The following is a 26,238-nucleotide window of genomic DNA, read 5'->3' as shown; positions in this document are numbered from 1 at the left end:
GGGGGCCGTGTCCATCGGGTGAAGGCCAAAGGCGGTCAGCCCTTGAGCTCTTCCTTGATCTGAGTGGTGGAGATGCCGGGCGTGCGGGGCAGGTATACCACCTCGCACAGCGGCTTGAGGAAGTCGAACTTGCCGGTCCAGTCGTCGCCGATGACGAAGACGTCGATGCCCAGGCGCTGCACGTCCTCGACCTTCTGCTCCCAGGACACCTCGGGGATCACCTCGTCCACATAGCGGATGGCCGACAGTACGCTGCGGCGGTCGCCGTAGTCGTGGAAGCAACGCTTGCCCTTGAGGGCGTTGAACTCGTCGGTGGACAGGGCCACGGTCAGGTGGTCGCCCAGTGCGCGGGCGCGCTGCAGCAGGTTCACGTGGCCGTGGTGCAGCAGGTCGAAGGTGCCGTAGGTGATGACTTTTTTCATGGCTGCTGCCGGGGTCAGAGGGCGGGCTTGGTCACGCGCTGGTAGAAGGCCTGCGGCGAGAGGCCCGCCGAGAAGACTTGGTCCAGGTGGTGCACGATGGGGAAGCGGTCTGCTTCGGTCTGGGTGTGGGCGGCCAGCAGGCGGGTGGCCTTGCGGCCCTCCATGACCGGGCCGCCGGTCTGGCCGACGAAATCGAAGCCGCGGCCGATGAGCAGGCCCAGGGTGCGGTTGCGGCTGGCGTCGTTGAGCGAGGTCATCAGCATGTCGCCCAAGCCGGCGAAGGTGAACATCACCGACGGGTCGTAGCCGAAGTGCCCGACCAGGCGGTGGGCCTCGGCGATGAGCTTGCTGACGACCATGAAGCGGGTGTTGGGGTTGTCCTCGATCGCATCGCACAGGCCCATGGCGATGGCGATCACGTTCTTGACCGCGGCCACGAACTCGATGCCGGAGACGTCCGCATGTTCCTCCACCTGGACGTTGGAGCCCTGGAACCAGGCCTGGCCGCGGCCGGGGGCCACACCGGGAGGCAATGCAAGCGTCATGCCGGTGGGCGCGCCATGCAGCAGCGGCCGGGCAAAGTTGGGGCCCTTGAGGGCGCCCACGGCGCAGTGGGGCAGCACCTGCTGCAGGGCGCGGTCCAGGGTGATGTGGTGCTCGTGCAGGCCCTTGGCCAGGTTGAGCACCACCGTGCCGGGCCGCAGCAGTGGCTGCAGCAGGCCGGCGGTGGCCAGCAGGCTGTGGGAGGGCACGGCCAGGAAGACGGCTTGCGCGCTGGCGGCCACCGCGATCTCGGCGGTGGCGTGGATGCCCTTGGGCAGTCGGGCGTCGGGCAGGTACTTCTCGTTGACGCGGCGGGTCTGGATGCTGGCCACGACCTGGGGGTCGCGCACCACCAGCGTCACCGGCCGGCCGGTGCGGGCCAGCGCTGCCGCCAGCGAGGTGCCAAAGGTGCCGCCGCCCAGGACGACCAGGGAAGGTGGGGGCTGAGGAGTCATGTCGTGTGGCTGTGGGGTGGGGCCCCGGCCCAGCGGGGCCGGGCCGCTGCGGGTCAAGCGGGCGCGGTTTCGGCCTCGGGCCGTGACGGGGCGGTGTCCTCGACGGTGTCCGCCGGGTCCAGGCCGGGCCGCACGCCCTCGCGCAGGCGGTAGAGCAGGTCCGGTACCTGCCAGCCCGCCCCGTAGCGGGCTTGGAGGAAGCCCTCGGCCTGCTTGGGCACGCGGAAGTCGTGGCCCAGCAGGTTCAGCGGGCGGTGGTCCTCCACCAGCGACCAGGGCATTTCGCCGTAGGCCACGTTGCCCATGGGCAGGCGGGCGAGGGCGTCGGCGCCTTCACCGACTTTCCAGCCGATGAAGATGTCCACCGTCAGGGTGTCGGCGGACTTGCACTGCAGCAGGGCGTAGGGCGGCGTGCGGGTGCGCTTGCGCTCCAGGCTCAGGCCGGCGGCGCGGGCCACCTTCTCTATCCGGGGCAGTGCCTTGGTGTAGCTGTCCGGGCTGGGCAGCAGCACCAGCAGGTCCACGTCGTCGTCGTGGTCCAGCAGGTGCCCGTGGCGCACCGCACCCAGCAGTGCACCGTAGGCCAGGTAGGTGCGCTCGAAGCCCTCGGCCACCAGCCGGTCGGCCAGCGTGCGGGCCAGCTGCACCGCCGCCTGCGGATCGGCCTTCTTGCGCAGCGGCAGCAGGCCGTGGCTGAGGAAGGCGTAGGCCTCACCCAGGCAGGCCACCACCTGCGGCTCCTGCAGCCGGCGGTTGAAGTAGTCGTACAGCGCGTTGTCGATCAGGGCGGCCGGGCCGAGCTTGAGCTTGTTGAAGGCCAGCCGCGCGTCCTGCCCCAGGGTGGTGATCAGCAGCTCGGCAAAGAGCATGCACGGGCTGGCCTGGCCACGGGCCCGCAGCTGCAGGGCCAGGGTGAGCAGCAGGCGCGAGAGCTTGCGCAGCGAGGGCGCCCCGCTCGCGGGGCGGACGACGAAGCCGAAGCCCTGGGTCAGCAGGCGTTCGAAGAGCGCTTCGAAGCTGTTCAGCGCCCGCGCGTCCTCACCGGCCAGGAAGGCCTCGCCCAGCTGGCCCAGCGCCTGGCGGGTGCCGGCGTCCGGGCAGTCCACCCGGGTGCGGGTGAACAGGCGTTCAAAGTAGTGCCGGGTGCCGGAGGCCGTGTCCAGGTCCAGCCGCATCACATGCCGGCCATCCTGGGCCTCCAGGGCGACCTCAAGACGGGACATGCCCTGCCAGTTGGCATCAGGACGGTTGTGCACCCGCACCCCCGTGATGGGCAGGGAGGCCTTGAACTCCACCCGCAGCTCGATGCGGCGGCCCGCGCGCGTGGTCACCGGGAAGCCGCAGGCCTCATGCTGGGAGTGCCGGCCAAAGCCGGTGGAGCACTTGAGGGTACGCACCAGCGTGGCGTCCAGGGGCCGCCAGACCTTGCCGATCTGGACGTCGATGCCCTCAATGCGCAGCGGTTCTGACCGCGGGTGGCTCAGCCGCAGGGCGCAGGCCTCGGTCTCGTGGAAATTCAGGCTCAGTTCGCTGCCGTCGCCGCAGCCGAAATACACGGGCAAGAGGTCCTCCTTGATCTTTTGGCTTGCCATTCACGCAAACCCTTGATTGTGCTTTGTGACGGCGCCGTGACCTTGTGCCGCCTTGGGGGGACACCCGGGCTTCAGGCCATGGGGGCATGGGCTTGCGGGCGGGCGTCACGCCGCCCGGCGTTCAAGGCCCACAGCACGCCGGCCACCAGCAAGGCGGCGCCGGTCAGCGACAGCCCGTCGGGCCAGTGGCCGCGCCACGCGTAGGCATAGCCCAGTGCGGCCAGGGTTTCAAAGACGATGAGTTGGCCGGCCAGGTGGGTGGGCAGGCGCTGGCTGGCCTCGTTCCAGCACAGGGTGCCCAGCCAGGAGGCGCTCAGGGCGATGAGCAGCATCAGGCCGGCGAACAGGGCCGGGCGCGGCCCCAGGGGCATCGGCAGCGGGGCGTCGGTCAGGGTGAAGGTGATCCAGGTGGCGGCATAGCCGGCCAGGCCCAGGGGCAGGGTCATCAGGCCCTGGGCGGTGGCCCAGGAGCGTGGTGAGCGGTCGGGGTGGGCTTGCAGCCAGTCGGCGTTGCGCAGCGGGTACCAGGTCCAGCAGGCCACCGCCCCCACGGCCAGCAGCGCTCCCAGGGCGTAGCGGCCCAGGTCCGCCTGGGGGTCTTGCCGCAGTGCGGCCAGCTCCGCCTGGTTGACCAGGCCGATGCCGGCGGCGATGAGCAGCAGCGGCGGCGCCAGGCTCGTCCAGCGGGGCAGCGCCGCCGGCGTGCCGCCCTGGCGGGACCGCAGCCGGGCACTCAGGGCAATGACCACCGGCAGGGTGCCGATGAACAGGGTGGGCAGGGGCACACCCGAGCGCTGGATGGCCGAGGACAGCAGCAGGTAGTACAGCACGTTGCCCACGACCGCCAGGCGCAGGGCCTCGCGCCAGTCGGCCCGGCTGAAGCGCCGCAGGCTTGCCCGGTCCAGCCAGGCCAGGGGCAGGGCGATCAGGCCGAAGGCCAGGTAGCGGCCGAAGGTCAGCATCACGGCCGGGTAGTCGGATAGCAGGACCGGGCCGATGAAGACCAGGCCCCACATCAGGCCGGCGGCCAGGGCGAACAGGGTTCCAGAGAGCATCCGAGGGGCGGGAGCGCGGGCGGGGGCGCATTAGAACCCAGGGGGTGGGCGCCCGTCGCGGGCGCCGGAGGGCTCAGCGGCCCAGGGCCAGGGGCAGCAGGCCAGCGCACAGCGCCAGCATCATGGCGCCGATGACGGTGTCCAGCACCCGCCAGGCCACGGGGCGGGCGAACCAGCCGGCCATCGCCCGTGCCCCGTAGGCCAGGCCATGGAACCACAGGGTGCTGGCCAGCGCCGCACCGGCCACGAAGGCGGTGCGTTCCGTGGGGCCGGGCCATTGGGCGCCCACGCTGCCCATGAGCAGCACCGTGTCCAGGTAGACATGCGGGTTGAGCAGGGTGAAGCCGGCCAGCTGCAGCACCGCGGCGCGGCGGCTGAGCCCCGGACCGGCGGCCACGGCCATGGACTCCCCGTGCCAGGCGCGGCGCCAGGCTTGCAGGCCGTAGGCCAGCAGGAAGAGCATGCCGGCCACGGCCATCCAGCGTGACAGGCCGGGATGCGCGGCCACCAGGCCGGCCACGCCGGCCACGCCGGCGGCGATCAGCAGCGCGTCGCTGGCGCTGCACAGCGCGGCCAGCAAGCCCACGTGCTCGCGCCGCAGGCCCTGGCGCAACACGAAGGCGTTCTGGGCGCCGATGGCGACGATGAGGCCCAGGCAGAGCAGAAAGCCCTGCAGGGCGGCCGAGCCGGCGGTGCCGGCGGGCAAGGTGGAGGGGATCCAGTCAGACATGCCGCCATGCTCGCTGCCGTGGGGGTGGGGCGCCAGTTAGACTTTCTTCAGCCGGTGAAGCGCCGCTTCAGGCGGCGCAGCGGCCGCGGCCCGCCGTGCGTTTTCCACGATCCCGACCATGTTCGACTACAAGCTGCTGGAGGCCCTGGCCGCCGTGGTGCGCGAGGGCAGCTTTGAGCAGGCCGCACGCGCCCTGCACCTCACGCCCTCGGCGGTGTCGCAGCGGGTGCGGCTGCTGGAGCAGCGTGCGGGTCAGGTGCTGGTGGTGCGCGAGGCGCCCACCCGCGCCACGCCGGCCGGCCTGTCCCTGTGCCGGCATGCCGAGCAGGTCGCGCTGCTGGAGCAGGCGCTGCAGCAGGACTGGCCGCAGCTGGCCCCCGAGACGGCCGGCCCGGTGACCCTGCCGCTGGCCATCAATGCCGACAGCCTGGCCACCTGGTTCGTGGCGGCGGCGGCGGCGCTGTGCGAGGGCGGCACCCTGCTGCTGGACCTGCGGCTGGAGGACCAGGACCACACCGCGGAGCACCTGCGCTCGGGCGAGGTGGTGGCCGCGGTCACGGCCTTGGCCGCGCCGGTGGCGGGCTGCCGCAGCGTGCCCTTGGGGGCGCTGCGTTACCGCGCCACCGCCAGCCCCGCCTTCATGGCCCGGCACCTGCCTCAGGGGGCCACGCCGCAGGCCCTGGCGCAGGCGCCCTGCCTGACCTTCAGCCGTCGGGACCGTCTGCAGGCGTTGTGGCTGGCCCAGATCTTTCCCCAGCCGCCGCAGCCGCCCACCCACTGGTTGCCTGCCACCCAGGCGTTTGTGGACGCTTGCCGGGCGGGTCTGGGCTGGGGCATGAACCCCGAACCCCTGGTGGCACAGGCCCTGGCCAGCGGGGAGCTGGTGGAGCTGGTGCCCGACACCCCGCTGGACGTGCCCTTGTACTGGCAGCACCGCCAGGCCCTGCCCGGTGCCGCCGTCCTCACCGACGCGGTGTGCCGCGCCGCGCGCACCGGCTTGCGGCCGCCGGCCGGGCCGGTGCGCTGAGCGCGCCGCGGCCCGGGGGTCTGCCGCCGCTCAGCGCAGCGCCAGCTGCAGGCCCAGGGTGGTGGTGCGGCCGCGCGGGTCGGTGTAGCTGGGGTCGTAGCCGTTGATGAAGTGGTAGGCCTGGTTGGAGTAGGGCGGCGCGGTGTCCCGCAGGTTCTGCACGCCCAGGCGCAGGCGCAGCTGGGGCGTGGCCTGCCAGCTGGCGGAGGCGTCCCACAGCGAGTAGGCCTTGACCCGGTTGGCGGCCACCACACTGCCGGAATCGGTGTCGATGGCCGAGTTCTGGTCGGTGTAGCCCGCACTGTAGGTGTTGCCCAGGCTGGCGGCCCAGGCGCCGTGGCCCCAGTCCACCGAGAGGCGATGGCGCCAGCGCTGGACCACGCCGTCGGTGACGAATCGGCCCAGGTTGCTCACATAGGGGTCTCCGGGCGCCGTCTGCCGCTTGGCGCTCAGCACCTGGGTGCCGGCCAGCTTGGCGCCCCATTCGCCCCAGGCGGTGCGCGCACCGCGCAGCTGCACCACCAGGTCCAGGCCGCGCACCACCTCCTTGCCGCGGTTGGCCTTGTGCAGCTCGATCAGGCAGATCGAGCTGTCGTCGGGGTCGTAGTCGCACAGCCCCTCGTCCTCGTTGTAGCGGTGGATCAGGCCGGCGTACTTGGCCGGGTTGGCCAGGATCACGTCCTCGCCGATCTCGCTGATGAGGTCGCGCTTGTGGATGGCCCACCAGTCCAGGCTGACGAACCAGTGCCGGCTGGGATCCATCACCAGGCCCAGGGAGAACTGGCGGGAGCGTTCGGGCTTGAGCCGGGGGTTGCTGAAGTGGGCGGTGTCCCAGTTGTCGGCGCAGACCGAGTAGTCGTTGTCGTTGTCGGCGCAGTAGACCGGGTCGGGCAGCACCGAGGTCTGGCCGGCGCGGGCGGGCCGGTACAGGTCGGAGAGCGAGGGGGCACGGAAACCCGTGCCTGCCGAGGCCCGCAGCAGCCACTCAGGCGCTGGCTGGAAGCGCAGGCCGGCCTTGGGGTTGGTGGTGCCGCCCACCTGCTGGTAGTGGTCGTGGCGCACGGCCAGTTGCAGCAGCCAGGCCGGTGCCAGCGGCAGGGCCAGCTCGCCGAAGGCGGCGGCCACGCGGCGACGCTGGTCGGTGGCCTGGCCGTCGCCGGGGCTGGGATCCCCCTGGATTTCATCGCTGACCAGCAGCTCGGAGGGCTTGAACCAAGCGCGTTCGCGGCGCAGCTCGGCGCCCAGCGCCAGCTGGACCGGGCCGCCCGACAGCCGGCCCAGCTGGCGGCTGGCCTTGGCGTCCACGCTGTCCAGGGTGCCCTTGGCGCGGCGGGCCACGTCGTCGACCTGGAGGCTGTCCAGGTAGGCGCGGCCGGCGGCGTCCATCTGGCCGAAGGGGTTGAGCACGCCGCTGGCGTAGCCGTCCATCAGCGGGGTGTAAAGCAGGTAGCCGTGCGCGTCGCGGTCCTTCACGCCGTTGACGCTGTGGGTCAGCGCGGCGTCGTAGTCCCAGGCGCCGGAGGCGCCGCTCAGGCCCAGCACCCAGCGCTGGGCGGTGCTGGTCAGCTCGCTCTGGCGCCGTCCGGCCTCCAGAATGCGGGTGCGCACGGTGATGATGCGGTCCTCGTCGTCCTCGGCCAGGGCGCCCAGGCCGGTGGCCGCCAGCCGGGGGATGAGGCTGACGTCCAGGTCGGCGTTGACGCGGTTGGAGGTGCCCACGTAATAGGTTTTGGCCCGGGCCAGCAAGGCCTCGGCGAAGAGCTGGGTGCCGCCACCCAGGTCCAGGGTGCCGCGGGTCAGCAGGCTGAGGCTCTCCGACCGGGGGGCGAGCTCCACGTCGCGCATGTAGTCGTAGGTGCAGCCGTCCACCCCGCCCACGCCCTGGGGCAGGTACAGGCTGTGGGGCGCCTGGCAGTCGGGGGCGGAGAGGTTGATCGTGCGGTTCTGGATCACGTCCACGCCGTTGGTGGAGAAGCCTTCGGCCTGCAGCAGGTCGCGCTGTGAGCCGCTCAGCCGGATGTTGCCGGGGCTGGTGTAGCTCGACAGCAGGTGCGGCAGGCGCTCCGGGATGCGCAGGTCGGAGATGAAGCGGCGCTGCGAGGTGCTCAGGGCGTCGGTGCGCTGCAGGTCCAGCACGCCGAAGACGTTGAAGCCGTCGCGGCCGAGTTCGCCCGCGCCGGCGGCCAGCGAGGCGGTGCGCTTGCCGGCCCCACCTTCGCGGGTGCGGCTGACCGAGGCATTGAGCTCCAGCCCCTGGTAGTCCGAACGGGTGATGAAGTTGATGACGCCGCCAACGGCGTCGGTGCCGTAGAGCGCCGAGGCGCCGTCCAGCAGCACCTCCACCCGGTCCAGGGCGGCCGCGGGGATGTTGTGGAGGTCCACGCCCGCGTCGTCACCGGGCGAAGCGAAGTTGGCCAGGCGCCGGCCGTTGAGCAGCACCAAGGTGGAGGACACGCCGATGCCGCGCAGGTTGGCGGCGTTGAGTCCGGTCTGGTCGCGGTAGCCGCCGGTGGAGATGCTGACCCCGTCGGTCAGGCCCTTGGTGTTGGCGCTCACCAGGGCCAGCACCTCTGAAGCGGTGGTGGCGCCGGCCTTGCCGATCTCCTCGCGCGTCAGGGTCTGCACCGGCAGTGCGGTTTCGCCTTCCAGGGTCTTGAGGGCCGAGCCGGTGATCACCACCCGCTGCGCGCCGGTGCCGCTTTGGGCGGTGGCGGGCCCGGCGCACAGGCCAGCCAGCAGGGCGGCTGCGGCCCAGGCGCAGGCGCAGGCCTGGCGGGGCAGGGCGTGGGGCGGTGCCTCGTGCCGGAGGGCGGGGCAGAGGGCGGAGCGGGATGGGGACTGGGCGAGGGCGCGCGCGCCGGGGGCGCCGCGTCGGCGGGTGGGCATGGGGGCTGGACTCCGGGCTGGACGCGGGGGCCGGCGGTGGCGGCCCCCGCGGGGCATGTGTCGGGGGGGTGTCCGACATGTGTCGGCTTGCGCACGGAGTCTAGAGGGGCGGGCCGGGGCCGGGGTGGGCGTGGCGGCGCCGCAACGCCCGGCGGAGCGCTTCAGGCGGTGATGGGTCTCAGGCCTGGGGCGCCAGGTAGCGCCGCTCCCATTCGCTGATGTGGTTCAGGTAGCTGTCGTGCTCCAGCGCCTTGACCGCGCCGTAGGCCCGCACGAAGTCGGCGCCCAGCAGGCGGGCGGCGTCGGGGCTGGCGTTCAGGCGCTCGTGCGCGGCCAGGAAGGTGCGCGGCAGGCCGTGCGCGGCGTCGTAGCCGTTGCCCTGCACCGGCGGGGTGGGCGTGAGCTGGCGCTCCAGGCCGTCCAGGCCGGCGGCCAGGGACGCGGCGATCGCCAGGTAGGGGTTGGCGTCGGCGCCGGCGATGCGGTTCTCGACCCGCCGCGCGGCCGGGGCCGAGGTGGGCACCCGCAGGCCGACGGTGCGGTTGTCCACGCCCCAGTCCAGCGTGGTCGGGGCCTGGCTGCCGCTGACGTAGCGCCGGAAGGAGTTGACGAAGGGGGCGTACAGCAGCATCAGGTCCGCCCCGTGCGCCTGCAGGCCGGCGATGTAGTGGCCCAGGGCGGCGCTGTCTCGGCCCTGTTCGTCGGTGAAGACGTTGCGCCCCTCAGCGTCCACCAGGCTCTGGTGCAGGTGCATGCTGCTGCCGGCCTCGCCCTGGATCGGCTTGGCCATGAAGACCGCGCACAGGCCGTGCTGCAGCGCCACCTCCTTGGCAGCGCGCTTGAAGAGGAAGGCCTGGTCGGCCACCGCCAGGGCGTCGCCGTGCAGCAGGTTGACCTCGTACTGGCTGCAGCCGACCTCGTGGATCCAGGTGTCGGTGCGGATGCCCAGCGCGTCCACGGCGGCGTGGAAGGCGTCCCAGAACGGCGCCAGCGCGGTCAGCGCGTCCAGGCTGAAGGCGGACTGGCCCACCTCGGTCTGGCCGCCGCGGCCGCTGGGCGGGCGCAGGGGCTGGGCCGGGTCGGGGTTGGGAGCGGTCAGGTAGAACTCGATCTCTGGGGCGACCACGGGGGTCAGGCCACGCGCGGCGTAGCGCGCCAGCACCGCCTGCAGCACCTGGCGCGGGGCGAAGGCGCAGGGGCGGCCGTCCAGCTCCAGGCAGTCGTGGATCGCCATCCAGCGCGGCACGCTGGCCCAGGGCACCGGGCGCAGGGTGGACAGGTCGGGCACCAGGCGCACGTCGGGGTCGGCGTCCGGGAAGATCGGGTCGTAGGAGTACTCGCCGGTCACGCACTGCATCGGGATTGCCTGGGCGATGCGCAGCTCCTGGCCGCGGGCGAAGGCGGCGGCGGGCATCAACTTGCCACGCGGGTGGCCGCTGACGTCGGGGAAGACGCATTCGATGTCGCGCACGCCCAGGGCGGTGAAATGCTCGGCCAGGCGCTCGGGGGTCCAGGAAAGGCTCATGTCACTCCAGGGGGGCAGGGGCAGGCCGTGGGCGGCCATCACCGCGCATCGCCCCATCGTACGCCGTGCCCGTTGGCACCGCGGCCCGGCGGCTCAGCCGCGCCAGCGCGCCATCAGCGCCTGCCACTTGGGCCGCACCGCGGCCAGGTGGCGGGTCTTGACGTGGCCGAAGCCGCGGATGTCCTCGGGCAGGCGGGCGATCTCCAGGGCCAGGGGCAGCCGCTCGGCGCTCAGGCCGCGCAGCAGTTCGTCCACGGTGGCGCGGTACTCGGCGATCAGGGCGCGTTCCTCGACCCGCTCGGGGTGGCGGCCGAAGGGGTCGAAGGCGGTGCCGCGCAGGCCCTTGAGCCGGGCCAGCAGGCCCATCGCGTGGCGCACCCAGGGGCCGTAGGGCTTCTTGACCATCTGGCCGTGCGCGTCGGTCTTGGCCCACATCGGCGGGGCCAGGTGGTGCACCAGCTTGACCTCGCCGTCGAACAGGGACGCGACCTTGGCGCTGAACTCGGGCGCGGTGTGCAGGCGCGCCACCTCGTACTCGTCCTTGTAGGCCATCAGCTTGAACAGGTTGCGGGCCACGGCCTCGGCCAGGCGGGTGCCGCCCAGCGGGGCCTCGGCGGCGCGCACGCGCTCGACCACCGCCCGGTAGTCGGCCGCGTACGCGGCGTTCTGGTAGCCGGTGAGGAAGTCGGCGCGGCGCGCGACCAGCTCGTCCAGCGACGGCCGCTTGAGCACCCGGATCACCTGCGCGGTGGCGAACAGGGCCTTCACCGCGGCCAGGTCATGGGCGCAGCGGCGGCCCCACTCGAAGGCGGCCTTGTTCTTCTCGACCTGGGTGCCGTTGAGCTCGATCGCCCGCATCAGCGCGGCGTGCTGCAGCGGCACGCGGCCCTGCTGCCAGGCAAAGCCCAGCATCAGCGGGTTGGTGTAGATCGAGTCGCCCAGCAGCTGCACCGCGACCTCTTCGGCGTCGAAGGCGGCGAAGTGCTCGGCGCCCACCGCCTGGCGCACCGCGTCGTCGCAGGCGCCGGCCGGGAAGGCCCAGTCGGCGTCGTGGATCAGCGCGGCGGTGGGGGTGCGGTGGTTGTTCATCGCCACGTAGGTGCGGCCGGGCTGCATCGCGGTCAGCGTCGGCTTGGCGGCGGTGACGATGGCCTCGCAGCCGATGACCAGGTCGGCCTTGGCGGTGTCGACCTTGGTGGCCAGGATGTGGGCCGGGTCGTCGGCGATCTGCACATGGCTCCAGGTGGCGCCGCCCTTCTGGGCCAGGCCGGCGGCGTCCTGGGTGATGACGCCCTTGCCTTCGAGGTGGGCGGCCATGCCCAGCAGCTGGCCGATGGTGATCACGCCGGTGCCGCCGATGCCGGCGACGACGATGCCCCAGGCCTGCGGCGCGGCGGGCACGCGGGGTTCGGGCACCGGCGGCAGCGCGGGGGCCTGGCGGGCGCCCGTGCCGGGCTTCTTCAGCGTGCCGCCCTCGACGGTGACGAAGCTGGGGCAGAAGCCCTTCACGCAGGAGAAGTCCTTGTTGCAGGTGTTCTGGTTGACCTGGCGCTTGCGGCCGAACTCGGTTTCCAGCGGCTCGACCGACACGCAGTTGCTCTGCACCGAGCAGTCGCCGCAGCCCTCGCAGACCAGCTCGTTGATGACCACGCGCTTGGCGGGGTCGACCAGGTTGCCGCGCTTGCGGCGGCGGCGCTTCTCGGTGGCGCAGGTCTGGTCGTAGAGGATGGCGGTGGTGCCCTTGAGCTCGCGGAACTGGCGCTGGATGGCGTCGAGCTCGTCGCGGTGGTGCACGGTCACGCCCGGGCTGAGCGCCACGCCCTGGTACTTGGCGGGCTCGTCGGTGACGATGACCAGCTTGGCCACGCCCTCGGCGGTCAGGCTCTGCATGATCTGCAGCACGCTGTGGCCCTCGGGCCGCTCGCCCACGCGCTGGCCACCGGTCATGGCCACCGCGTCGTTGTAGAGCACCTTGTAGGTGATGTTGACGCCCGCGGCGATGCTCTGGCGGATCGCCAGCAGGCCGGAGTGGAAGTAGGTGCCGTCACCCAGGTTGGCGAAGATGTGGCCTTCCTTGGTGAAGGCGGCCTGGCCGACCCAGGGCACGCCCTCGCCGCCCATCTGGGTGAAGGTGCTGGTGGCGCGGCCCGGCATCCAGTTGACCATGTAGTGGCAGCCGATGCCGGCCACCGCGCGCGAGCCCTCGGGCACGCGGGTGCTGGTGTTGTGCGGGCAGCCCGAGCAGAACCAGGGCGTGCGCTCGCCGGTGTTGACCGTCAGCGCGGCGAGTTCACGCTCCTTGGCCTCGATCACGCGGATGCGCGCGTCCATGCGCGCCTTCACGTCCTCGGGCACGCCGAGCTTGGTCAGGCGCTTGGCGATGGCCTTGGCGATGATCGCCGGGCTCAGGTCGGCCTTGGCGCGCAGCAGCCAGTTGCCGCTGGGGTTGGCGTGGCTCCACTCGCCACCGGTGGCGTCGCCCTCGGGCTCGTCGAACTTGCCCAGCACGTTGGGGCGCACGTCGGGGCGCCAGTTGTAGAGCTCTTCCTTGAGCTGGTATTCGATGACCTGGCGCTTCTCCTCGACCACCAGGATCTCCTGCAGGCCCTGGGCGAAGTCGCGGGTGATGGTGGCCTCCAGCGGCCAGACCACGTTGACCTTGTGCAGGCGCAGGCCGATGGCGCGGCAGACCTCGTCGCTCAGGCCCAGGTCGGCCAGGGCCTGGCGGGTGTCGTTCCAGGCCTTGCCGCTGGCGATGATGCCGAAGCGGTCGTGGGGGGTGGCGACGACGTTGTGGTTCAGGCGGTTGGCGCGCACATAGGCCAGGGCCGCGTACCACTTGTAGTCCATCAGCCGGGCTTCCTGCTCGAGCGGCGGGTCCGGCCAGCGGATGTGCAGGCCGCCCGGCGGCATCGCGAAGTCCTCGGGCAGGATGATTTTCACGCGGTCGGCCGAGACATCGACGCTGCTGCTGGACTCGACGATGTCCTGGATCGTCTTCATGCCGGTCCACACGCCGGCGAAGCGGCTCATGGCAAAGGCGTGCAGGCCCATGTCCAGGATGTCCTGCACGCTGGACGGGAAGAAGGTGGGGAAGCCGCAGGCCTTGAAGACGTGGTCGCTCTGGTGGGCGGCGGTGGAGCTCTTGGCCACGTGGTCGTCGCCGGCGATGGCGATCACGCCGCCGTGCCGGGCGGTGCCGGCCATGTTGGCGTGCTTGAACACATCCAGGCAGCGGTCCACGCCCGGGCCCTTGCCGTACCAGATGCCGAAGACGCCGTCGTGCTTCTTCTTGTCAGGGAAGAGGTCCAGCTGCTGCGTGCCCCAGACCGCGGTGGCGCCCAGTTCCTCGTTGACGCCGGGCTGGAAGACGATGTGCTGCGCCGCCAGGTGCTTCTTGGCGGCCTGCAGGGACTGGTCGTAGGTGCCCAGCGGGCTGCCGCGGTAGCCGCTGATGAAGCCGGCGGTGTCCAGGCCGGCGGCCGCGTCGCGGGCGCGCTGCAGCATCGGCAGCCGCACCAGGGCCTGCACCCCGCTCATGAAGGCCCGCCCGGCGGGCAGGGTGTACTTGTCGTCCAGACTGGCCTGGGCCAGCGGGCGCGGTGTGCCACCGGGGGCAGAGCCTGCCGGCTTGGGCGAGCCGAGCGGGGCCGCACTGGGGAGGGACTCGGTCAGGACCTCGGACAGAGGGGCATTCATGGCGGCGGCTCCTGTGAGGGCGCGGCGTGGGGGCGCGCCGGGGGCGGGGGCCCGGCGGTCGGTGCACCGGCGCTTGTGGCGCGGTGCCGCCGCCAGGGAAAGGGGATGCAAAAAGTGTAGGCCTGGGGGCCGGAGAGGTGCTTTCTTTCGCTTGCCGCAGGGCGGTCGAGATAGCAACATCCTTTCTTCCATTTATAAAAAGGTGCAGATAAGTTGCCTGAAATCGAGGATTCGGGGAAAACCCTAGGCGCGGAGCGGCTCGGTGCACCGGTGCTGGACCGCTATGACGTGGCCATCCTGCAGGCCCTGCAGGCCGATGGCCGCCTGAGCAATACCGAGCTGGCCCAGCGCATCGGGCTGTCGGCTGCGCCCACCTGGCGACGGGTGCGCCGGCTGGAGGAGCTGGGCGTCATCACCGGCTACCGCGCCGAGATCGACCGCCGCCGTCTGGGCCTGGGGGTGCTGGCCTTTGTGCGGGTGGACGCCGAGCGCGACAACGCACCGGCCATGCAGGCCCTGGAGGCCGCGCTGCATGGCATGCCCGAGGTGCTCTCCTGCCACTACATCAGCGGCGCCGGCACCTTCGAACTGCAGGTGCTGGCCACCGACCTCGACGCCTATTCCCGTTGGGTGCGCGACGTGCTCTTTCGCCTGCCCAACATCAAGGACGTGCACACCAGCTTCTCCCTGGGTGAGGTCAAGGCCGGCGGCCCGCTGCCGCTGCGCCACCTGCTGCCCTGAGCCCGGGCGTCCCGCCGGGGCTCCACTTTGGAGGCTCGCGGCCGATACCGCTTCCATGAGCGCTGCCGCCGCCCCCTCCTCACCGGCTGCCTGCAGCCCGCCGCCGCCTGACGCGGGCTGGCGGGAGCGGCTGTCCGCCCGGCTGCTGGGGCCCCCGGGCCGTCAGCGGGTGCGCGTGGCCCAGACCCTGCTGTCCTTTGGCGTCATCGCCGCCTATGTCCCCATCCAGGGGGCGGCGGTGCTGCTGGGGCTCATGCCGGTGGCCGACATGCTGCTGTTCAATGCCTACAACCTGAGCTGGGCCTTCGCCTTCTACCTGCTCATCCGCAGCGGCTGGAACCTGCGCCTGTCCCGCGACCCGGCCCTGACCGTGCCACAGTGCGTCTTCGCCCTGGTCGGGTCGGCCTGGGCCTATGGCATCTGCGGACCCACCCGCGGCGCCATGTTGGTGGCGATGATGCTGGTGCTGGTCTTCAGTTTCTTCGGCCTGCGGGTGGGGCAGGCGCGGTGGCTGGCGCTGCTGGGCTTCGGGCTGCTGGCCGGGGTGATGGCCTACAAGGTCAGCACCGATCCCCTGGCCTATGAGCCTCGCGTCGAGATGATCCACCTCACCCTGGCGGGCCTGTTCCTGTTTGCGGTGGCGGTGCTGGCCGGGCGCCTGACCCGCATGCGTCAACGCCTGACCGAACAACGCACGGCGCTGCAGGAGGCCCTGACCCGCATCCAGGAGCTGGCCACGCGGGACCCTTTGACCGGCCTGCTCAACCGCCGCGCCATGGGCGAGCTGCTGGCGCAGGAAGCCGCGCGCGCCCAGCGCCTGGGCACCCCCTTCAGTGTGGTGCTGTTCGACCTGGACCACTTCAAGCAGGTCAACGACCGGCTGGGGCATGCCGCCGGAGACGAGGTGCTGCGCAGCTTCGCCCAGGTGGCCATGGGCCGGGTGCGCAAGACCGATGCGTTGGCGCGCTGGGGCGGTGAGGAGTTCCTGCTCTTGTTGCCGGATACCGTTCCCGCCTGTGCCCTGACCGTGGTGGCCCGGGTGCGGGAGGGGCTGGTGGCCCTGCCCTCACACATCGGCCTGCCCGGGGGCGTGCGCTTCTCGGCCGGTGTGGCCGCCTGCGTTGCGCCGGAGGATGTGCAGCCCGCCCTGGAGCGGGCCGACGAGGCCCTCTACCAAGCCAAGGCCGCGGGCCGGGACCGTTGCCTGGTGGCCGCCTGAAGGGCGCCCGACGGCGGCGCGACCCGGCCGACGCCGCGGTCCTGGGGCCTGAGGGCGGACCGGCGGCCCCTGGCCTCAGGCCTCAGGCCGCCAGCGGCAGCGCGGCGGACGACGGCAGGCGGCCCTGCAGCAGCCAACCCACCAGCTCCTGGTCGGCCAGGCTGGAGTCCGGCTGCTCATTCTTGGCGATGGCGTGGCTGCGCAGGTCCTCATGCGGCACCAGGGTCACGCCCTCCAGCCCGGCCAGGTGCTCGGCCCAGGCGCGGTCCCAGAACAGGTTGGCCGGGTAGTGCAGGCGCACCTGGACCTTCTGCGGGCACAGTGACAGGGCCTTGCGGCCATCGAACTGGTGCTGGCTGCCCAGGGCTTCCACCATGCGCTCACGGTGCCGGGCCACGCGGTCGCGGTCCAGCTTCTCGTCCTTGACCTTGCGCTTCTCCTTGAACCGCTCCTTGAACATGCGGTCGTAATAGTCGCGGGTCAGGATGGTGGCGGCGGAGAACAGCGCCAGTCGGCGGCCGCCCAGCGCGGCGGCCAGGGCGATGGCGCCCGGGCCGCCGCCGGAAGACGCGCAGCACAGCAGCTCAGTGGTGCCCAGCGCGCCCATCAGCCGTTGCACCGCCGCGATCATGGCCGCCCGGTCCGGACCGAACAGCTCCACGCCCTTGCCGAAGAACTGCTTGCTGAAGTCCTCGAGGATGAGCACATGCGCACCGCGGCCCAGCAGGGCCGACCAGAAGCCTTCATTGGGGGCGCCATTGGGCGGCAGGGGGCGGCAGACCACGACCAGCTGCGCACTGGCCTGGCCGCACAGGTAGAGCTGGGCCTGGGTCTTCTCGCCCTTGGGCCACTCCGCGCTGGCCTCACGCCAGCTGCCGCGGTCCAGGTCCACGATGACCTGACCCTGGGTTGGCAGCTCGGCAGGTATTTGGGGAAAGGCGCTTTGCAGCGCCGCCAGGTCCAGTGCAGACATGATGTCCTCTCGCTTGGAATCGTGCGTGGGTGGGGCGTGTGACCGTCTCAGGCGCCCGGGGCCGTGAGACGGGCCGCGGCGCGCCGCGCGAAGCGGAAGCGACCTGATGGCCAAACCAGTCTATGCAGCGTTCATGCCTGAAGCACCCCTAGAACGAAGGATTTTTGCCCGTCGTGGGGTCGGACGGTCGTTCTGCACGGATCGGGCGACGCTCGCCGCCCAGCCGGCGATTGGCGTGGTGTTGCCAGCCGTTGCGCAAAGATGCGGCTGCTTACGGTTGGGGCGGCGTCCGTCCGCCCATGGGGTGCGGGCTCAGCTCCGGGACACCTGAGGCGCTCAGGCCTGACCCATGATGGCCGCGGTGGCCACCAGCTCCTCGAACAGGGCCGCCGTGGCCCGGCCGGACACCGCGTAGGGGTCCAGCGTGGCCGTCTCGCCATACTTGAGCAGCACCGCCGGGTTCAAGCGGGTCATGTTGACCTGCCCCATGGACCAGCCGGCAAACCGCCGCTCGGCGATCTCCTCGTAGGTCAGCAGCACCACATCGGCGTGGCGGGGGTCGCCCACCAGGCGGGCATAGAGCTGATTGACCGCATTGCGGCCGCCTTCCAGCACCTGGATGAAGATGCCACCCGAGAAGCACAGCACCCCGGTGATGCCCAGGCCGGGGTTGCGCTGCTTGGATTGGCGCAGGATGGCGGTCAGCTCCTCCTGGTCCACCGGGCTGGCGGCCCGGCTCGCGTACATCAGGCGCACCAGCATGGCGGTCCCCTCAGTCCTTCTTGCTCAGCAGGGACAGGAATTCCCGCCGCAGGTTAGGGTCCTTCAGGAAGGCGCCGCGCATGACGCTGTTGGTCATGGCCGAGTCGCTGTCCTTCACGCCGCGCCAGTGCATGCAGAAGTGGTCGGCCTCCATCACGATGGCCAGCCCGTCGGGTTTGACCCGCTCCTGCAGGGCGTCGGCCAGCATGATCACCGCTTCTTCCTGGATCTGCGGGCGGGCCATGATCCAGTCGGCAATACGGGCGTACTTGGACAAGCCGATCAGGTTGGAGTGCTCGTTGGGCAGCACGCCAATCCAGATCTTGCCCAGGATCGGGCACATGTGGTGCGAGCAGGCGCTGCGCACGGTGATCGGGCCGACGATCATCAGCTCGTTCAAGCGCGAGACGTTCGGGAACTCGGTCACCGCCGGCATCGGCTGGTAGCGGCCGCGGAACACCTCCTCGATGAACATCTTGGCCACCCGCTTGGCGGTCTCTTGGGTGTTGTGGTCACTCTCGGTGTCGATCACCAGGGCCTTGAGCACCTCGGCCATCTTGGCCTGCACTTCGGCCTTGAGCTGGTCGAGTTCGCCCGGGCGGATGAACTCGGCGATGTTGTCGTTGGCGTGGTAACGGCGGTCCGCGCCCACCACGCGGTAGCGGATGCGCTCCGAGGCCGGCAGCCGGGCCAGATCCTCCTCGTGCAGGATCAGGGCGGGGGTCTGGGCGCGGGCGCCGCGCAGGGTGTGGCTCATGCCGATCTCCTGATGAGGGGCGGGCGGACAGGCCGCACCGCCGAGACGGGGTGGATCGGACATTCTGCGGGAGCAGCCAAAGCCGTGCCTGCAACCCTGGCATAGACTCGCCCGGTGAGTGCCAAAGAATCCGCTGTTTCCGCGCCCGCCGGCGCCCCCGCCCTCTCGCGTCTTCTGCTGAGCACCGCCCAGGCCGTGCGCGGCGTGCGCGAAGGCCGCTCCCTCTCCGACCTGCTGCCCCAGGTGCCGGCTGCCCTGCGCCCGGGCACCCAGGCCCTGGCGTTCACCGTGATGCGCCGCCTGGGCGTGGCCCAGGCACTGCGCGCCCGGCTGGCCCCCCGGCCCCCGGCCCCGCCGGTGGAGGCCCTGGTGCTGTGCGCCTTGGCCCTGCTGTGGCCGCAGGACGGCCCGCCGCCCTATGCCGACCACACCCTGGTGGACCAGGCCGTGGCCGCCACCCGGCGGCTCTCACCCGGGGCTGCGGGCTTTGTCAACGCGGTGCTGCGCCGCTTCCTGCGGGAGCGCGAGGCCTTGGTGGCCGCCGTGCGCCAAGACCCGGTGGCCCGCGCCAACCACCCGCGCTGGTGGATCCAGCGTCTGCAGGCCGACTGGCCTGACCAGGCCGAGGCCCTGATGGCCGCGGCGGCGCACCATCCGCCCATGGCCCTGCGCGTCAATTCCCGTCAGCAGGACCGCGACCGCTACCGGCAGGCCCTGGAAGCGGCCGGTTTGGCGGCCGACCTCCCCCAGGATCCGCAGCTGCCGGATGCGCTGGTGCTGCACCAGCCCTGCCCGGTGGAGCGGCTGCCAGGCTTTGCCGAGGGCACCGTTTCGGTGCAGGACCTCTCGGCCCAACGCTCGGCAGCGCTGTTGCTGGGACCTCAGGGCCAGGCCCTGCCACCCGGCGCCCGGGTGCTGGACGCTTGTGCGGCACCGGGCGGCAAGACCGCCCACCTGCTGGAGCGGGCCGACCTGGAGGTGCTGGCGCTGGACGCCGACCCGTCGCGCCTGACACGGGTGGACCAGACCCTGAGCCGCCTGGGCCTGCGCGCCCGCACCCAGGCCGCCGATGCCCGCGCGGTGGCCCACTGGTGGGACGGCCAGCTTTTCGACGCCATCTTGCTGGACGCGCCCTGCAGCGCGTCGGGCATCGTGCGGCGCCATCCCGACATCGCCTGGCTGCGGCGCGAGGCGGACATCACCGCCCTGGCCCAGGTGCAGGCCGAACTGCTGGACGCCCTCTGGCCGCTGCTCAAGCCCGGTGGCCGCCTGCTCTACGCCACCTGCTCGGTCTTCAAGGCAGAGGGTCAGGACCAGATCGCAGCGTTTTTGCAACGCCTGGGCACCGACCAGGTGCAGGTGGACCCGGTTTCTCCCGGCCACCTGCTGCCCCTGGCCGACAATGCGGCGGGCCGACCGGCCGCCCTGGCGGGCGACGGCTTCTTTTACGCCCTGCTGCACAAGCCCTCACCGGCCTGAACGGCCCCTCCGACCTCCTTCCGTCCGCCGTGACCCTGCGCCGACCGGCTTTCGCCCCACCGCAGCGCCTGCCGCGCCGCCGCGCCCTGGCCGGCTGGCTGGCGGCGTCGCTGCTGGTCACCGCCCTGGGCAGCCAGGGCGCCCCGGCCGCCCAGGCCAACGGCGTGGAGCTGCGCACGCTGGACGTGGTGCGTCAGGACAATGCCCTGCTGCTGAACTTCATCGTCCAGCCCAACCTCTCGCGTGCGGTTGAGGACGCCATGCAACGGGGCATCCCGCTGTATTTCGAGGCCCAGGCCACCGTCTACCGTCCGCGCTGGTACTGGCGTGACGAACGCGTGGCCCGCGCCACCCGGGTCTGGCGACTGGCCTATCAGCCCCTGACCTCGAGCTGGCGCATCAGCCTGGGCGCCCTGAACCAGACCGTGGCCACGGCCCAAGAGGCGCTGGACATGGTCTCGCGCACCGTGGGCTGGAAGATCGCCGAGGCCGATCAGGTCGAGGCCGGCGACAAGTACTACATCGAGTTCAGCTACCGGCTCGACAGCACCCAGCTGCCCCGGCCGATGCAGCTGGACCTGGCCGCACAGGCCGACTGGCGGCTGCAGGTGGAGCGCACCCTGCGCCTGGACTGAACGGGGCCTGCCATCCCCGTGTCCCTCCCATGACCATGCAGGCACCTTCCCTCCGCTGGGCTTGGGCCCTGGCGCTGCTGGGCATCCTGGGCATGGTGCTGGTGCTCAGCTTCGTGCTGTCGCTGCTGGCGCAGGGGCCGCTGGTGGTCGAGCGGCACTTTGTGTGGCTGTTCTGGGTCAACTTGTCGGTGACCACTGTGCTGGCCGTGGTGCTGACCGGGCTCACCATCCAGCTGCTGTCCAACCTGCGCCGGCGTTTGTTTGGCAGCCGGCTGCTGTTCAAGCTGGCGGCCATCTTCGGGCTGGTCGGGGTACTGCCCGGCGCCCTCATCTACACCGTCAGCTACCAGTTCGTCTCCCGCACTATTGAAGCCTGGTTCGATGCCCGGGTGGAGAGCGCGCTGGATGCCGGTCTGGCCCTGGGCAAGGGCACGCTGGCGGCGCTGTCCGAAGACCTCTCGCTCAAGACCCGCAGCGCCGCCGAGCGCCTGGGCGACGCGGGCACCGGCAGCCTGGCCTTGGCGCTGGAGCGCAGCCGCGAGCAAATGGGAGCCGAGGTGGTGGCCGTGGTGGCCGGTAACGGCCATGTGCTGCTCAGCGCCACCGAGCGCCCCGCCATGGTGGTGGACCGGCCGCCAGCGGCCATGGTGCGCCACGCCCGCGAGCTGCGGTCCATCAGCCAGATCGAGGGCCTGGACGACGAGACCGCCCCGGCCAGCGGGGTGGAAGCCCGTGTCCGCGCCCTGGCCCGCATCCCCAGCGTGCATGTCTCGCTGGCGGGTGAGGAGGAGCGCTACCTCATGGCCCTGCGGCAGGTGCCCGCCAGCGTCACCGGCCCTGCCCTGGTGGTGCAGGCCGCTTACAAGGAATACCAGCAGCGCCACCTGGCCCGTGACGGCCTGCGGCGCATGTACATCGGCACCCTGACCCTCACCCTGGCGCTGTCGGTCTTCGGTGCGGTGGTCCTGGCCGTGGTGCTGGGGCGCCAGCTGGTGCGGCCGCTGCTGGTGCTGGCCGAAGGCGTGCGCCAGGTGGCGCAGGGCGACCTCACGGCCAAGCCGGTACTGGCCTCGCGCGACGAGCTGGGGGGGCTGACCCGCAGTTTTGCCGACATGACCGAGCAGCTCAGCAGCGCCCGCGCCCAGGCCGAACGCAGCCTGCGGGCGCTGGAGGCCTCGCGGACCCGGTTGCAGACCATCCTGGACCACCTCAGCACCGGCGTCATCGTCTTCGACCCCGCGCGCCGGGTCGAGGTGTCCAACCCCGCGGCGGCCCGCATCCTGCATGAGCCCGCGGTGCCGGGCTGGTCGCTGGGCGAGGGCGATGCCTCCGCCCCGGTGGCCGCCTTCCTGGAAAGCCTGTGGCGCCATTTCGATGCCCTGGCCCAGACCGACGAGGACCGGCGTGAGGAAGGCTGGCAGGACTCCTTCCAGCTGCCCGTGCCCCAGGCCGACCACAGCCTGACCCTGCTGGTGCGGGGCGCGCCCCTGCCGGGGGGGGCGAGCTTGGTCGTGTTTGACGACATCACCGAGCTGGTTTCGGCCCAGCGCACCGAGGCCTGGGGTGAGGTGGCGCGTCGGGTGGCCCATGAGATCAAGAACCCGCTGACGCCCATCCAGCTGTCGGCCGAGCGGCTGCGCCACAAGCTGGAGGCCAAGCTCGCCGAGCCCGACCAGGCCTTCCTGGGCCGCGCCGTCGACACCATCGTGGTGCAGGTCCAGGCGCTCAAGAAGCTGGTCAACGAATTCCGCGACTACGCCCGCCTGCCGGCGGCCAAGCTCGTGGCGCTGGACCTCAACGCCCTGGTCGCCGAGGTGCTGGCCCTTTACGGCGACGAGTTGGAGCGCCAGCGCCTGGAGGCCCGCTGCCTGCCCGATCTGCCCCCGGTGCGGGGCGATGCCACCCAGCTGCGCCAAGTCATCCACAATCTGGTGCAGAACGCGCTGCAGGCGGTGGAGGGCCAGCCCGACGGCCGGGTGCTGATCGAGACCGATTTGGCCAAGGCTGCCGAGGGGCAGGCCCGTTTCGTGCGACTGCGCATCAGCGACAACGGGCCGGGCTTCAGCGAAAAGGTGCTCAAGCGGGCCTTCGAGCCCTACGTCACCACCAAGAGCAAGGGAACGGGCCTGGGATTGGCGGTTGTCAAGAAGATTTCAGACGAACATGGCGCTCGGGTGCGCATCGTCAATCTTCCGCCGCGTGAGGGGGTGCAGGAATTGGCCTCAGGTGCCCAGGTTTCGTTATCATTTTTGAGCATCACAGAACAGAGGGCTCCCACCGTGTCAGCGCCCAGCAACACTGGCGCGCCATCATGACCGGCGCAGGACATACATGGCAACGATTCTGGTAGTTGACGACGAGATGGGCATCCGCGCCCTCCTGTCGGAAATCCTCGCTGACGAGGGCCACACCATCGAGCTGGCAGAGAACGCTGCCCAGGCCCGGGGGGTGCGCGAGCGTCTTCGTCCCGATCTGGTCCTGCTGGACATCTGGATGCCCGACGTCGACGGCGTCACCCTGCTCAAGGAGTGGGGGGCCACGGGCTTGCTGAACATGCCCGTGATCATGATGAGCGGCCACGGCACCATCGACACGGCGGTGGAGGCCACCAAGTTCGGCGCCGTGGCCTTCCTGGAAAAGCCCATCACGCTGCAGAAGCTGCTGCGGGCGGTGGAGCAGGCCCTGCAGCGGCCCGCTGCGCCTGCCCCGGCACCGGCCCCTCTGCTGCGGACCCTGACCCTGCCGGTCGAGCCGCCCCGCACCCTGGTGATGCCGCTGGCCGAGCCGGTGATCCATGGCAGCGTCCTGGCTGGCGCCCATCCACAGGTCCACGCTGCTGTGGGACATGGCCACGACGGGTTGTTGCCACCCGAGCAGAGCTTCGACCTGGACCGCCCCCTGCGTGAAGCCCGGGATGCCTTCGAGAAGAGTTATTTCGAGTTCCATCTGGCGCGCGAAAACGGGTCCATGACCCGCGTGGCCGAGAAGACCGGGCTCGAACGCACCCATCTCTATCGCAAGCTCAAGCAGCTCGGTGTGGACTTAAACAGAGGAAAGCGAAATTCGCTTGCATGACGCGCTGAAATGCGTTTAGAATGCTAGCTTCAGCGGCCTGGTAGCTCAGTTGGTAGAGCAGCGGATTGAAAATCCGCGTGTCGGTGGTTCGATTCCGCCCCAGGCCACCAAAAAAATTCAGCACCTAGACTTCCGTCCTTGGGTGCTGTTTGCTTAAAAAGCCCGCTTTCAGCGGGCTTTTTTGCGTGCGTTTCATGAAATCCTCCATCCATGTCGTGGACGTGGATCGCCTGGAGACCTGGAGCCGCTACCGGCCTGGCCTGTGTGATCGCTGCGCCGCGAACTGCTGCACCATGCCCGTGGACGTGCGGCTGCCCGATCTGGTGCGGCTGCAGTTGGTCGATCCCTTCGAGACCGAGCATGAGGAGCCGCGCCGCATCGCGCAGCGACTGCAGAAGGCCCGGCTGATTGACCATTTCAATGCCCGCCACGGTCTGTTCACCCTGGCGCGTCGGGCCAGTGGCGATTGCCATTTTCTGGACCCGCGCAGCCGGCGCTGCACCGTCTATGCTCAGCGGCCCGACACCTGCCGCAAACACCCCCAGGTAGGGCCGCGCCCGGGCTTCTGTCCGTTTGGTGCCCGCAGCGCGCTGCCGACGACCTCCCGAATCGACTGACGCCCGCCGGGCCTCCGCGGGCCATCACCCGTGCCGCTCAGCCCGGCGGCAAGCCTTCCCAATCCAGCAGCGCCTGCTTGAGCGGCAGTCCGGCGGCAAAACCGGTCAATGTGCCGTCCTGGCCGACCACCCGGTGGCAGGGCACCAGCAGCAGCCACGGGTTGCGTGCCACCGCCTGTGCCACGGCACGCACGGCACGCGGGCGTCCCACCGCCGCTGCCACGTCGCCGTAGGTGCGCGTCTGGCCAGGCGGAATGGCGCGCAGGGCCTGCCACACGGCTTGCTGCAGCGGGGTGCCCACGGTGCTCAGCCTCGGGTCGGCGTCTGTCGCGCCGCGGCCGCTCCACCATGCCTGCACCGCGGCCACGGCCGGCTGCAGTGCGGGGTGTGTGGGCGGGACCTCGGTCACGGCCTCCACCACCGGGGCATGGCGTTGGCCGGGCACGTAGACGTGACGCAGCCGGCCGTCGCGTGTGTCGACCACCAGCACCAAGGCGCACAGCGGAGCGTCCAGCCGGCAGCGCAGGGCGGCGTTGGCGGGCAACGGGGTGGTGAGGGAGGGGCTCATGTCGGAAGGTTCCGGTCGGGGGGCCAGGGCGTTTGCCTTGCCCACAGGTGCAGCACGGCATAGGAGCGCCAGGGACGCCAGCGTTCGGCCAGGGCTTCGCGCCCGGCGGGGCTCAAGCCGGGGAGCCGCTGGGCCAAGGCGCCGTCGGTGGCCAGGAAGACATCTGGCCAGTGCCACGCCCGCATGGCGATCCAGCCGGCTGTCCAGGGGCCTACCCCGGGCAGGGCCTGCAGCCGCGCCAGACCGTCCGGCAGGTCGGTGGCGGTTTCCAGGTCCAGCGCCCCTTGGGCCACGGCCGTGGCCAGCGCGTGCACGGCCTGGGCGCGCAGCCGCGGCAGGCCCAGCGCGGCCAGTGCGTCCAGAGGAACCTGGGCCAGTGTGGTGGCGTCGGGAAAACGCCGGTCCAGCCCTGGCCACGGGGTGGGCTGCGAGGCGCCCCAGCGCTCGACCAGCCGCCCCAGCAGGGTGGCTGCCGCGGCGGTGCTCACCTGCTGTTCGAGCAGTGCGCGCACGCCGGCCTCCAGGCCGTCCACCGCCCCGGGCAGGCGCAGGCCGGGGCGTTCCTGTGCCAGCGGGCCCAGTGCGGCCAGGATGTCCTGGGGGGAGGCGTCCAGGTCGAGCAGGCGGCGTACCCGCGTGCGCACTTCGGCCCAGGCGGGCAGCAGGTCCGGCGCGCAGCGCAGGGTCAGGGCGTTGGCGTCTCCGGGGCCGACTTCGATCCAACCCTGGCGCAGGGTGCCGGCGTGCGGCACGCTCAGGGTACGGCGGTAGCGGCGTGCGGGCAGGTCGACCTGCTCCATGGCCGGCAGCGCACGCTGCGCCAGCCACCGCAGCTGCCAGTCCCAGTCCAGCGGCGGCCGGTAGGCCAGGCGCAGCGGTGGCGAGGCCTCGGGCGTGGCCCGCTGGCGCTGGGCCCGCTCACGCAGTTCGCTGGGCTGCATGCCGTAGCGTGCGCGCATCAGGGCATTGAAGCGCCGGAGGCTGCCAAAACCGGCCAGGGCGGCGACCTCGGTCATGGGCAGTGCGGTCTCACTCAGCCATTGCTTGGCCAGCAGCAGCCGCTGGGTCTGGGCCCAGGCGATGGGCGACACGCCAAAACGTTCACTGAACACCCGCCGCAGGTGGCGCTCCCCGATGCCCAGCCGGGCGGCCAGCGCGGCCATGCCGGCCCGGTCCAGCAGGCCCTGGCCGATCAGCGCCGCGGCGGCGTCGGCGTATCGCAGGCCAGCCTCCTGGGGCGCCCAGCCGGGGGCGAGTTCGGGACGGCAACGCAGGCAGGGGCGAAAGCCGCCGGCCTCCGCCGCGGCCGCGCTGGGGAAGTACAGGCAGTTCACCGCCTTGGGCGTGCGCACCACACACACCGGCCGGCAATACACCCCGGTGCTGCGCACGCCGATGAAGAAACGGCCGTCAAACCGCGCATCCCGCGCCTGGAAGGCGCGATAACGGGGATCGGAGGCGGCGGTGTCCATGGCGGT

Annotated in this window: 21 protein-coding genes and 1 tRNA gene; 9 read left to right on the top strand and 13 right to left on the bottom strand. The window is 71.4% G+C overall.

Annotated features, from left to right (window positions below):
• Positions 1 to 35: 35 nt before the first annotated feature.
• From tagD to G3A44_RS07110, 5 genes are all read right to left on the bottom strand, one after another.
• The gene (gene tagD, locus G3A44_RS07130; protein ID WP_163456821.1) at positions 36 to 422 is read right to left on the bottom strand and encodes a glycerol-3-phosphate cytidylyltransferase; all 387 of its coding nucleotides are present in this window, start codon (positions 420 to 422) and stop codon (positions 36 to 38) included.
• A 14-nt stretch (positions 423 to 436) separates the two neighbouring features.
• Positions 437 to 1,420 (bottom strand): NAD(P)H-dependent glycerol-3-phosphate dehydrogenase, encoded by a 984-nt coding sequence (locus G3A44_RS07125; protein ID WP_163456820.1) that lies wholly within the window; start codon positions 1,418 to 1,420, stop codon positions 437 to 439.
• 53 nt (positions 1,421 to 1,473) lie between these two features.
• A complete protein-coding gene (locus G3A44_RS07120; RefSeq protein WP_163456819.1) occupies positions 1,474 to 3,012 on the bottom strand; it encodes a LicD family protein in 1,539 nt (512 codons plus the stop codon).
• Between the two features lie 71 nt (positions 3,013 to 3,083).
• On the bottom strand, positions 3,084 to 4,067 hold the full coding sequence (locus tag G3A44_RS07115; RefSeq protein ID WP_163456818.1) for a DMT family transporter: 984 nt from the start codon (positions 4,065 to 4,067) through the stop codon (positions 3,084 to 3,086).
• A gap of 73 nt (positions 4,068 to 4,140) precedes the next feature.
• A complete protein-coding gene (locus tag G3A44_RS07110; protein ID WP_163456817.1) occupies positions 4,141 to 4,797 on the bottom strand; it encodes a LysE/ArgO family amino acid transporter in 657 nt (218 codons plus the stop codon).
• A 118-nt stretch (positions 4,798 to 4,915) separates the two neighbouring features.
• On the opposite strand from G3A44_RS07110, the gene G3A44_RS07105 reads away from it, so the two are divergent.
• Positions 4,916 to 5,824, top strand: coding sequence for a LysR family transcriptional regulator ArgP (locus tag G3A44_RS07105; protein ID WP_163456816.1), 909 nt, complete (start codon positions 4,916 to 4,918; stop codon positions 5,822 to 5,824).
• Positions 5,825 to 5,854: 30 nt separating this feature from the next.
• Here G3A44_RS07105 and G3A44_RS07100 read toward each other — a convergent pair whose 3' ends face one another.
• The 3 genes from G3A44_RS07100 to G3A44_RS07090 all read right to left on the bottom strand — a co-directional run bounded on the left by G3A44_RS07100 (position 5,855) and on the right by G3A44_RS07090 (position 13,934).
• Positions 5,855 to 8,710 (bottom strand): TonB-dependent receptor, encoded by a 2,856-nt coding sequence (locus G3A44_RS07100; protein WP_203561325.1) that lies wholly within the window; start codon positions 8,708 to 8,710, stop codon positions 5,855 to 5,857.
• 178 nt (positions 8,711 to 8,888) lie between these two features.
• Positions 8,889 to 10,235 (bottom strand): glutamine synthetase family protein, encoded by a 1,347-nt coding sequence (locus tag G3A44_RS07095; RefSeq protein ID WP_163456815.1) that lies wholly within the window; start codon positions 10,233 to 10,235, stop codon positions 8,889 to 8,891.
• A 93-nt stretch (positions 10,236 to 10,328) separates the two neighbouring features.
• Entirely contained in the window at positions 10,329 to 13,934 is a 3,606-nt protein-coding gene (locus G3A44_RS07090) for an indolepyruvate ferredoxin oxidoreductase family protein (RefSeq protein WP_163456814.1), read from the bottom strand.
• A 213-nt stretch (positions 13,935 to 14,147) separates the two neighbouring features.
• On the opposite strand from G3A44_RS07090, the gene G3A44_RS07085 reads away from it, so the two are divergent.
• Positions 14,148 to 14,675 (top strand): Lrp/AsnC family transcriptional regulator, encoded by a 528-nt coding sequence (locus tag G3A44_RS07085; protein ID WP_203561324.1) that lies wholly within the window; start codon positions 14,148 to 14,150, stop codon positions 14,673 to 14,675.
• 55 nt (positions 14,676 to 14,730) lie between these two features.
• The gene (locus G3A44_RS07080) at positions 14,731 to 15,894 is read left to right on the top strand and encodes a GGDEF domain-containing protein (RefSeq protein WP_163456813.1); all 1,164 of its coding nucleotides are present in this window, start codon (positions 14,731 to 14,733) and stop codon (positions 15,892 to 15,894) included.
• A gap of 82 nt (positions 15,895 to 15,976) precedes the next feature.
• Here the strand turns inward: G3A44_RS07080 and G3A44_RS07075 are convergent, their stop codons facing one another.
• The 3 genes from G3A44_RS07075 to folE all read right to left on the bottom strand — a co-directional run bounded on the left by G3A44_RS07075 (position 15,977) and on the right by folE (position 18,386).
• Entirely contained in the window at positions 15,977 to 16,867 is an 891-nt protein-coding gene (locus G3A44_RS07075) for a hypothetical protein (protein WP_163456812.1), read from the bottom strand.
• Between the two features lie 336 nt (positions 16,868 to 17,203).
• Positions 17,204 to 17,629, bottom strand: coding sequence for a BLUF domain-containing protein (locus tag G3A44_RS07070; protein WP_163456811.1), 426 nt, complete (start codon positions 17,627 to 17,629; stop codon positions 17,204 to 17,206).
• A gap of 10 nt (positions 17,630 to 17,639) precedes the next feature.
• A complete protein-coding gene (gene folE / locus G3A44_RS07065; RefSeq protein ID WP_163456810.1) occupies positions 17,640 to 18,386 on the bottom strand; it encodes a GTP cyclohydrolase I in 747 nt (248 codons plus the stop codon).
• Positions 18,387 to 18,500: 114 nt separating this feature from the next.
• On the opposite strand from folE, the gene rsmB reads away from it, so the two are divergent.
• From rsmB to G3A44_RS07035, 6 genes are all read left to right on the top strand, one after another.
• Positions 18,501 to 19,865 carry a 16S rRNA (cytosine(967)-C(5))-methyltransferase RsmB gene (gene rsmB, locus G3A44_RS07060; RefSeq protein WP_163456809.1) on the top strand — a complete coding sequence of 455 codons (1,365 nt, stop codon included), beginning with the start codon at positions 18,501 to 18,503 and terminating at the stop codon, positions 19,863 to 19,865.
• A gap of 29 nt (positions 19,866 to 19,894) precedes the next feature.
• On the top strand, positions 19,895 to 20,500 hold the full coding sequence (locus G3A44_RS07055) for a DUF4390 domain-containing protein (protein WP_310734338.1): 606 nt from the start codon (positions 19,895 to 19,897) through the stop codon (positions 20,498 to 20,500).
• Between the two features lie 35 nt (positions 20,501 to 20,535).
• Positions 20,536 to 22,815 (top strand): ATP-binding protein, encoded by a 2,280-nt coding sequence (locus tag G3A44_RS07050; protein WP_239061742.1) that lies wholly within the window; start codon positions 20,536 to 20,538, stop codon positions 22,813 to 22,815.
• Between the two features lie 16 nt (positions 22,816 to 22,831).
• The gene (locus G3A44_RS07045; RefSeq protein WP_163456807.1) at positions 22,832 to 23,575 is read left to right on the top strand and encodes a response regulator; all 744 of its coding nucleotides are present in this window, start codon (positions 22,832 to 22,834) and stop codon (positions 23,573 to 23,575) included.
• Between the two features lie 34 nt (positions 23,576 to 23,609).
• Positions 23,610 to 23,685: transfer RNA gene (locus tag G3A44_RS07040), tRNA-Phe, on the top strand.
• A gap of 84 nt (positions 23,686 to 23,769) precedes the next feature.
• Positions 23,770 to 24,192 (top strand): YkgJ family cysteine cluster protein, encoded by a 423-nt coding sequence (locus G3A44_RS07035; protein WP_163456806.1) that lies wholly within the window; start codon positions 23,770 to 23,772, stop codon positions 24,190 to 24,192.
• Positions 24,193 to 24,229: 37 nt separating this feature from the next.
• Here G3A44_RS07035 and G3A44_RS07030 read toward each other — a convergent pair whose 3' ends face one another.
• Both G3A44_RS07030 and alkA read right to left on the bottom strand, forming a co-directional pair.
• Positions 24,230 to 24,760, bottom strand: coding sequence for a methylated-DNA--[protein]-cysteine S-methyltransferase (locus G3A44_RS07030; protein ID WP_203561323.1), 531 nt, complete (start codon positions 24,758 to 24,760; stop codon positions 24,230 to 24,232).
• Entirely contained in the window at positions 24,757 to 26,232 is a 1,476-nt protein-coding gene (gene alkA / locus G3A44_RS07025) for a DNA-3-methyladenine glycosylase 2 (RefSeq protein ID WP_163456805.1), read from the bottom strand. Before alkA ends, G3A44_RS07030 begins: the two co-directional genes overlap by 4 nt.
• Positions 26,233 to 26,238 lie beyond the last annotated feature (6 nt).

This window comes from Ideonella livida, from assembly GCF_010499455.1.
GTDB lineage: Bacteria > Pseudomonadota > Gammaproteobacteria > Burkholderiales > Burkholderiaceae_C > Ideonella > Ideonella livida.
This window is presented reverse-complemented; position numbering and strand designations above follow the sequence as displayed.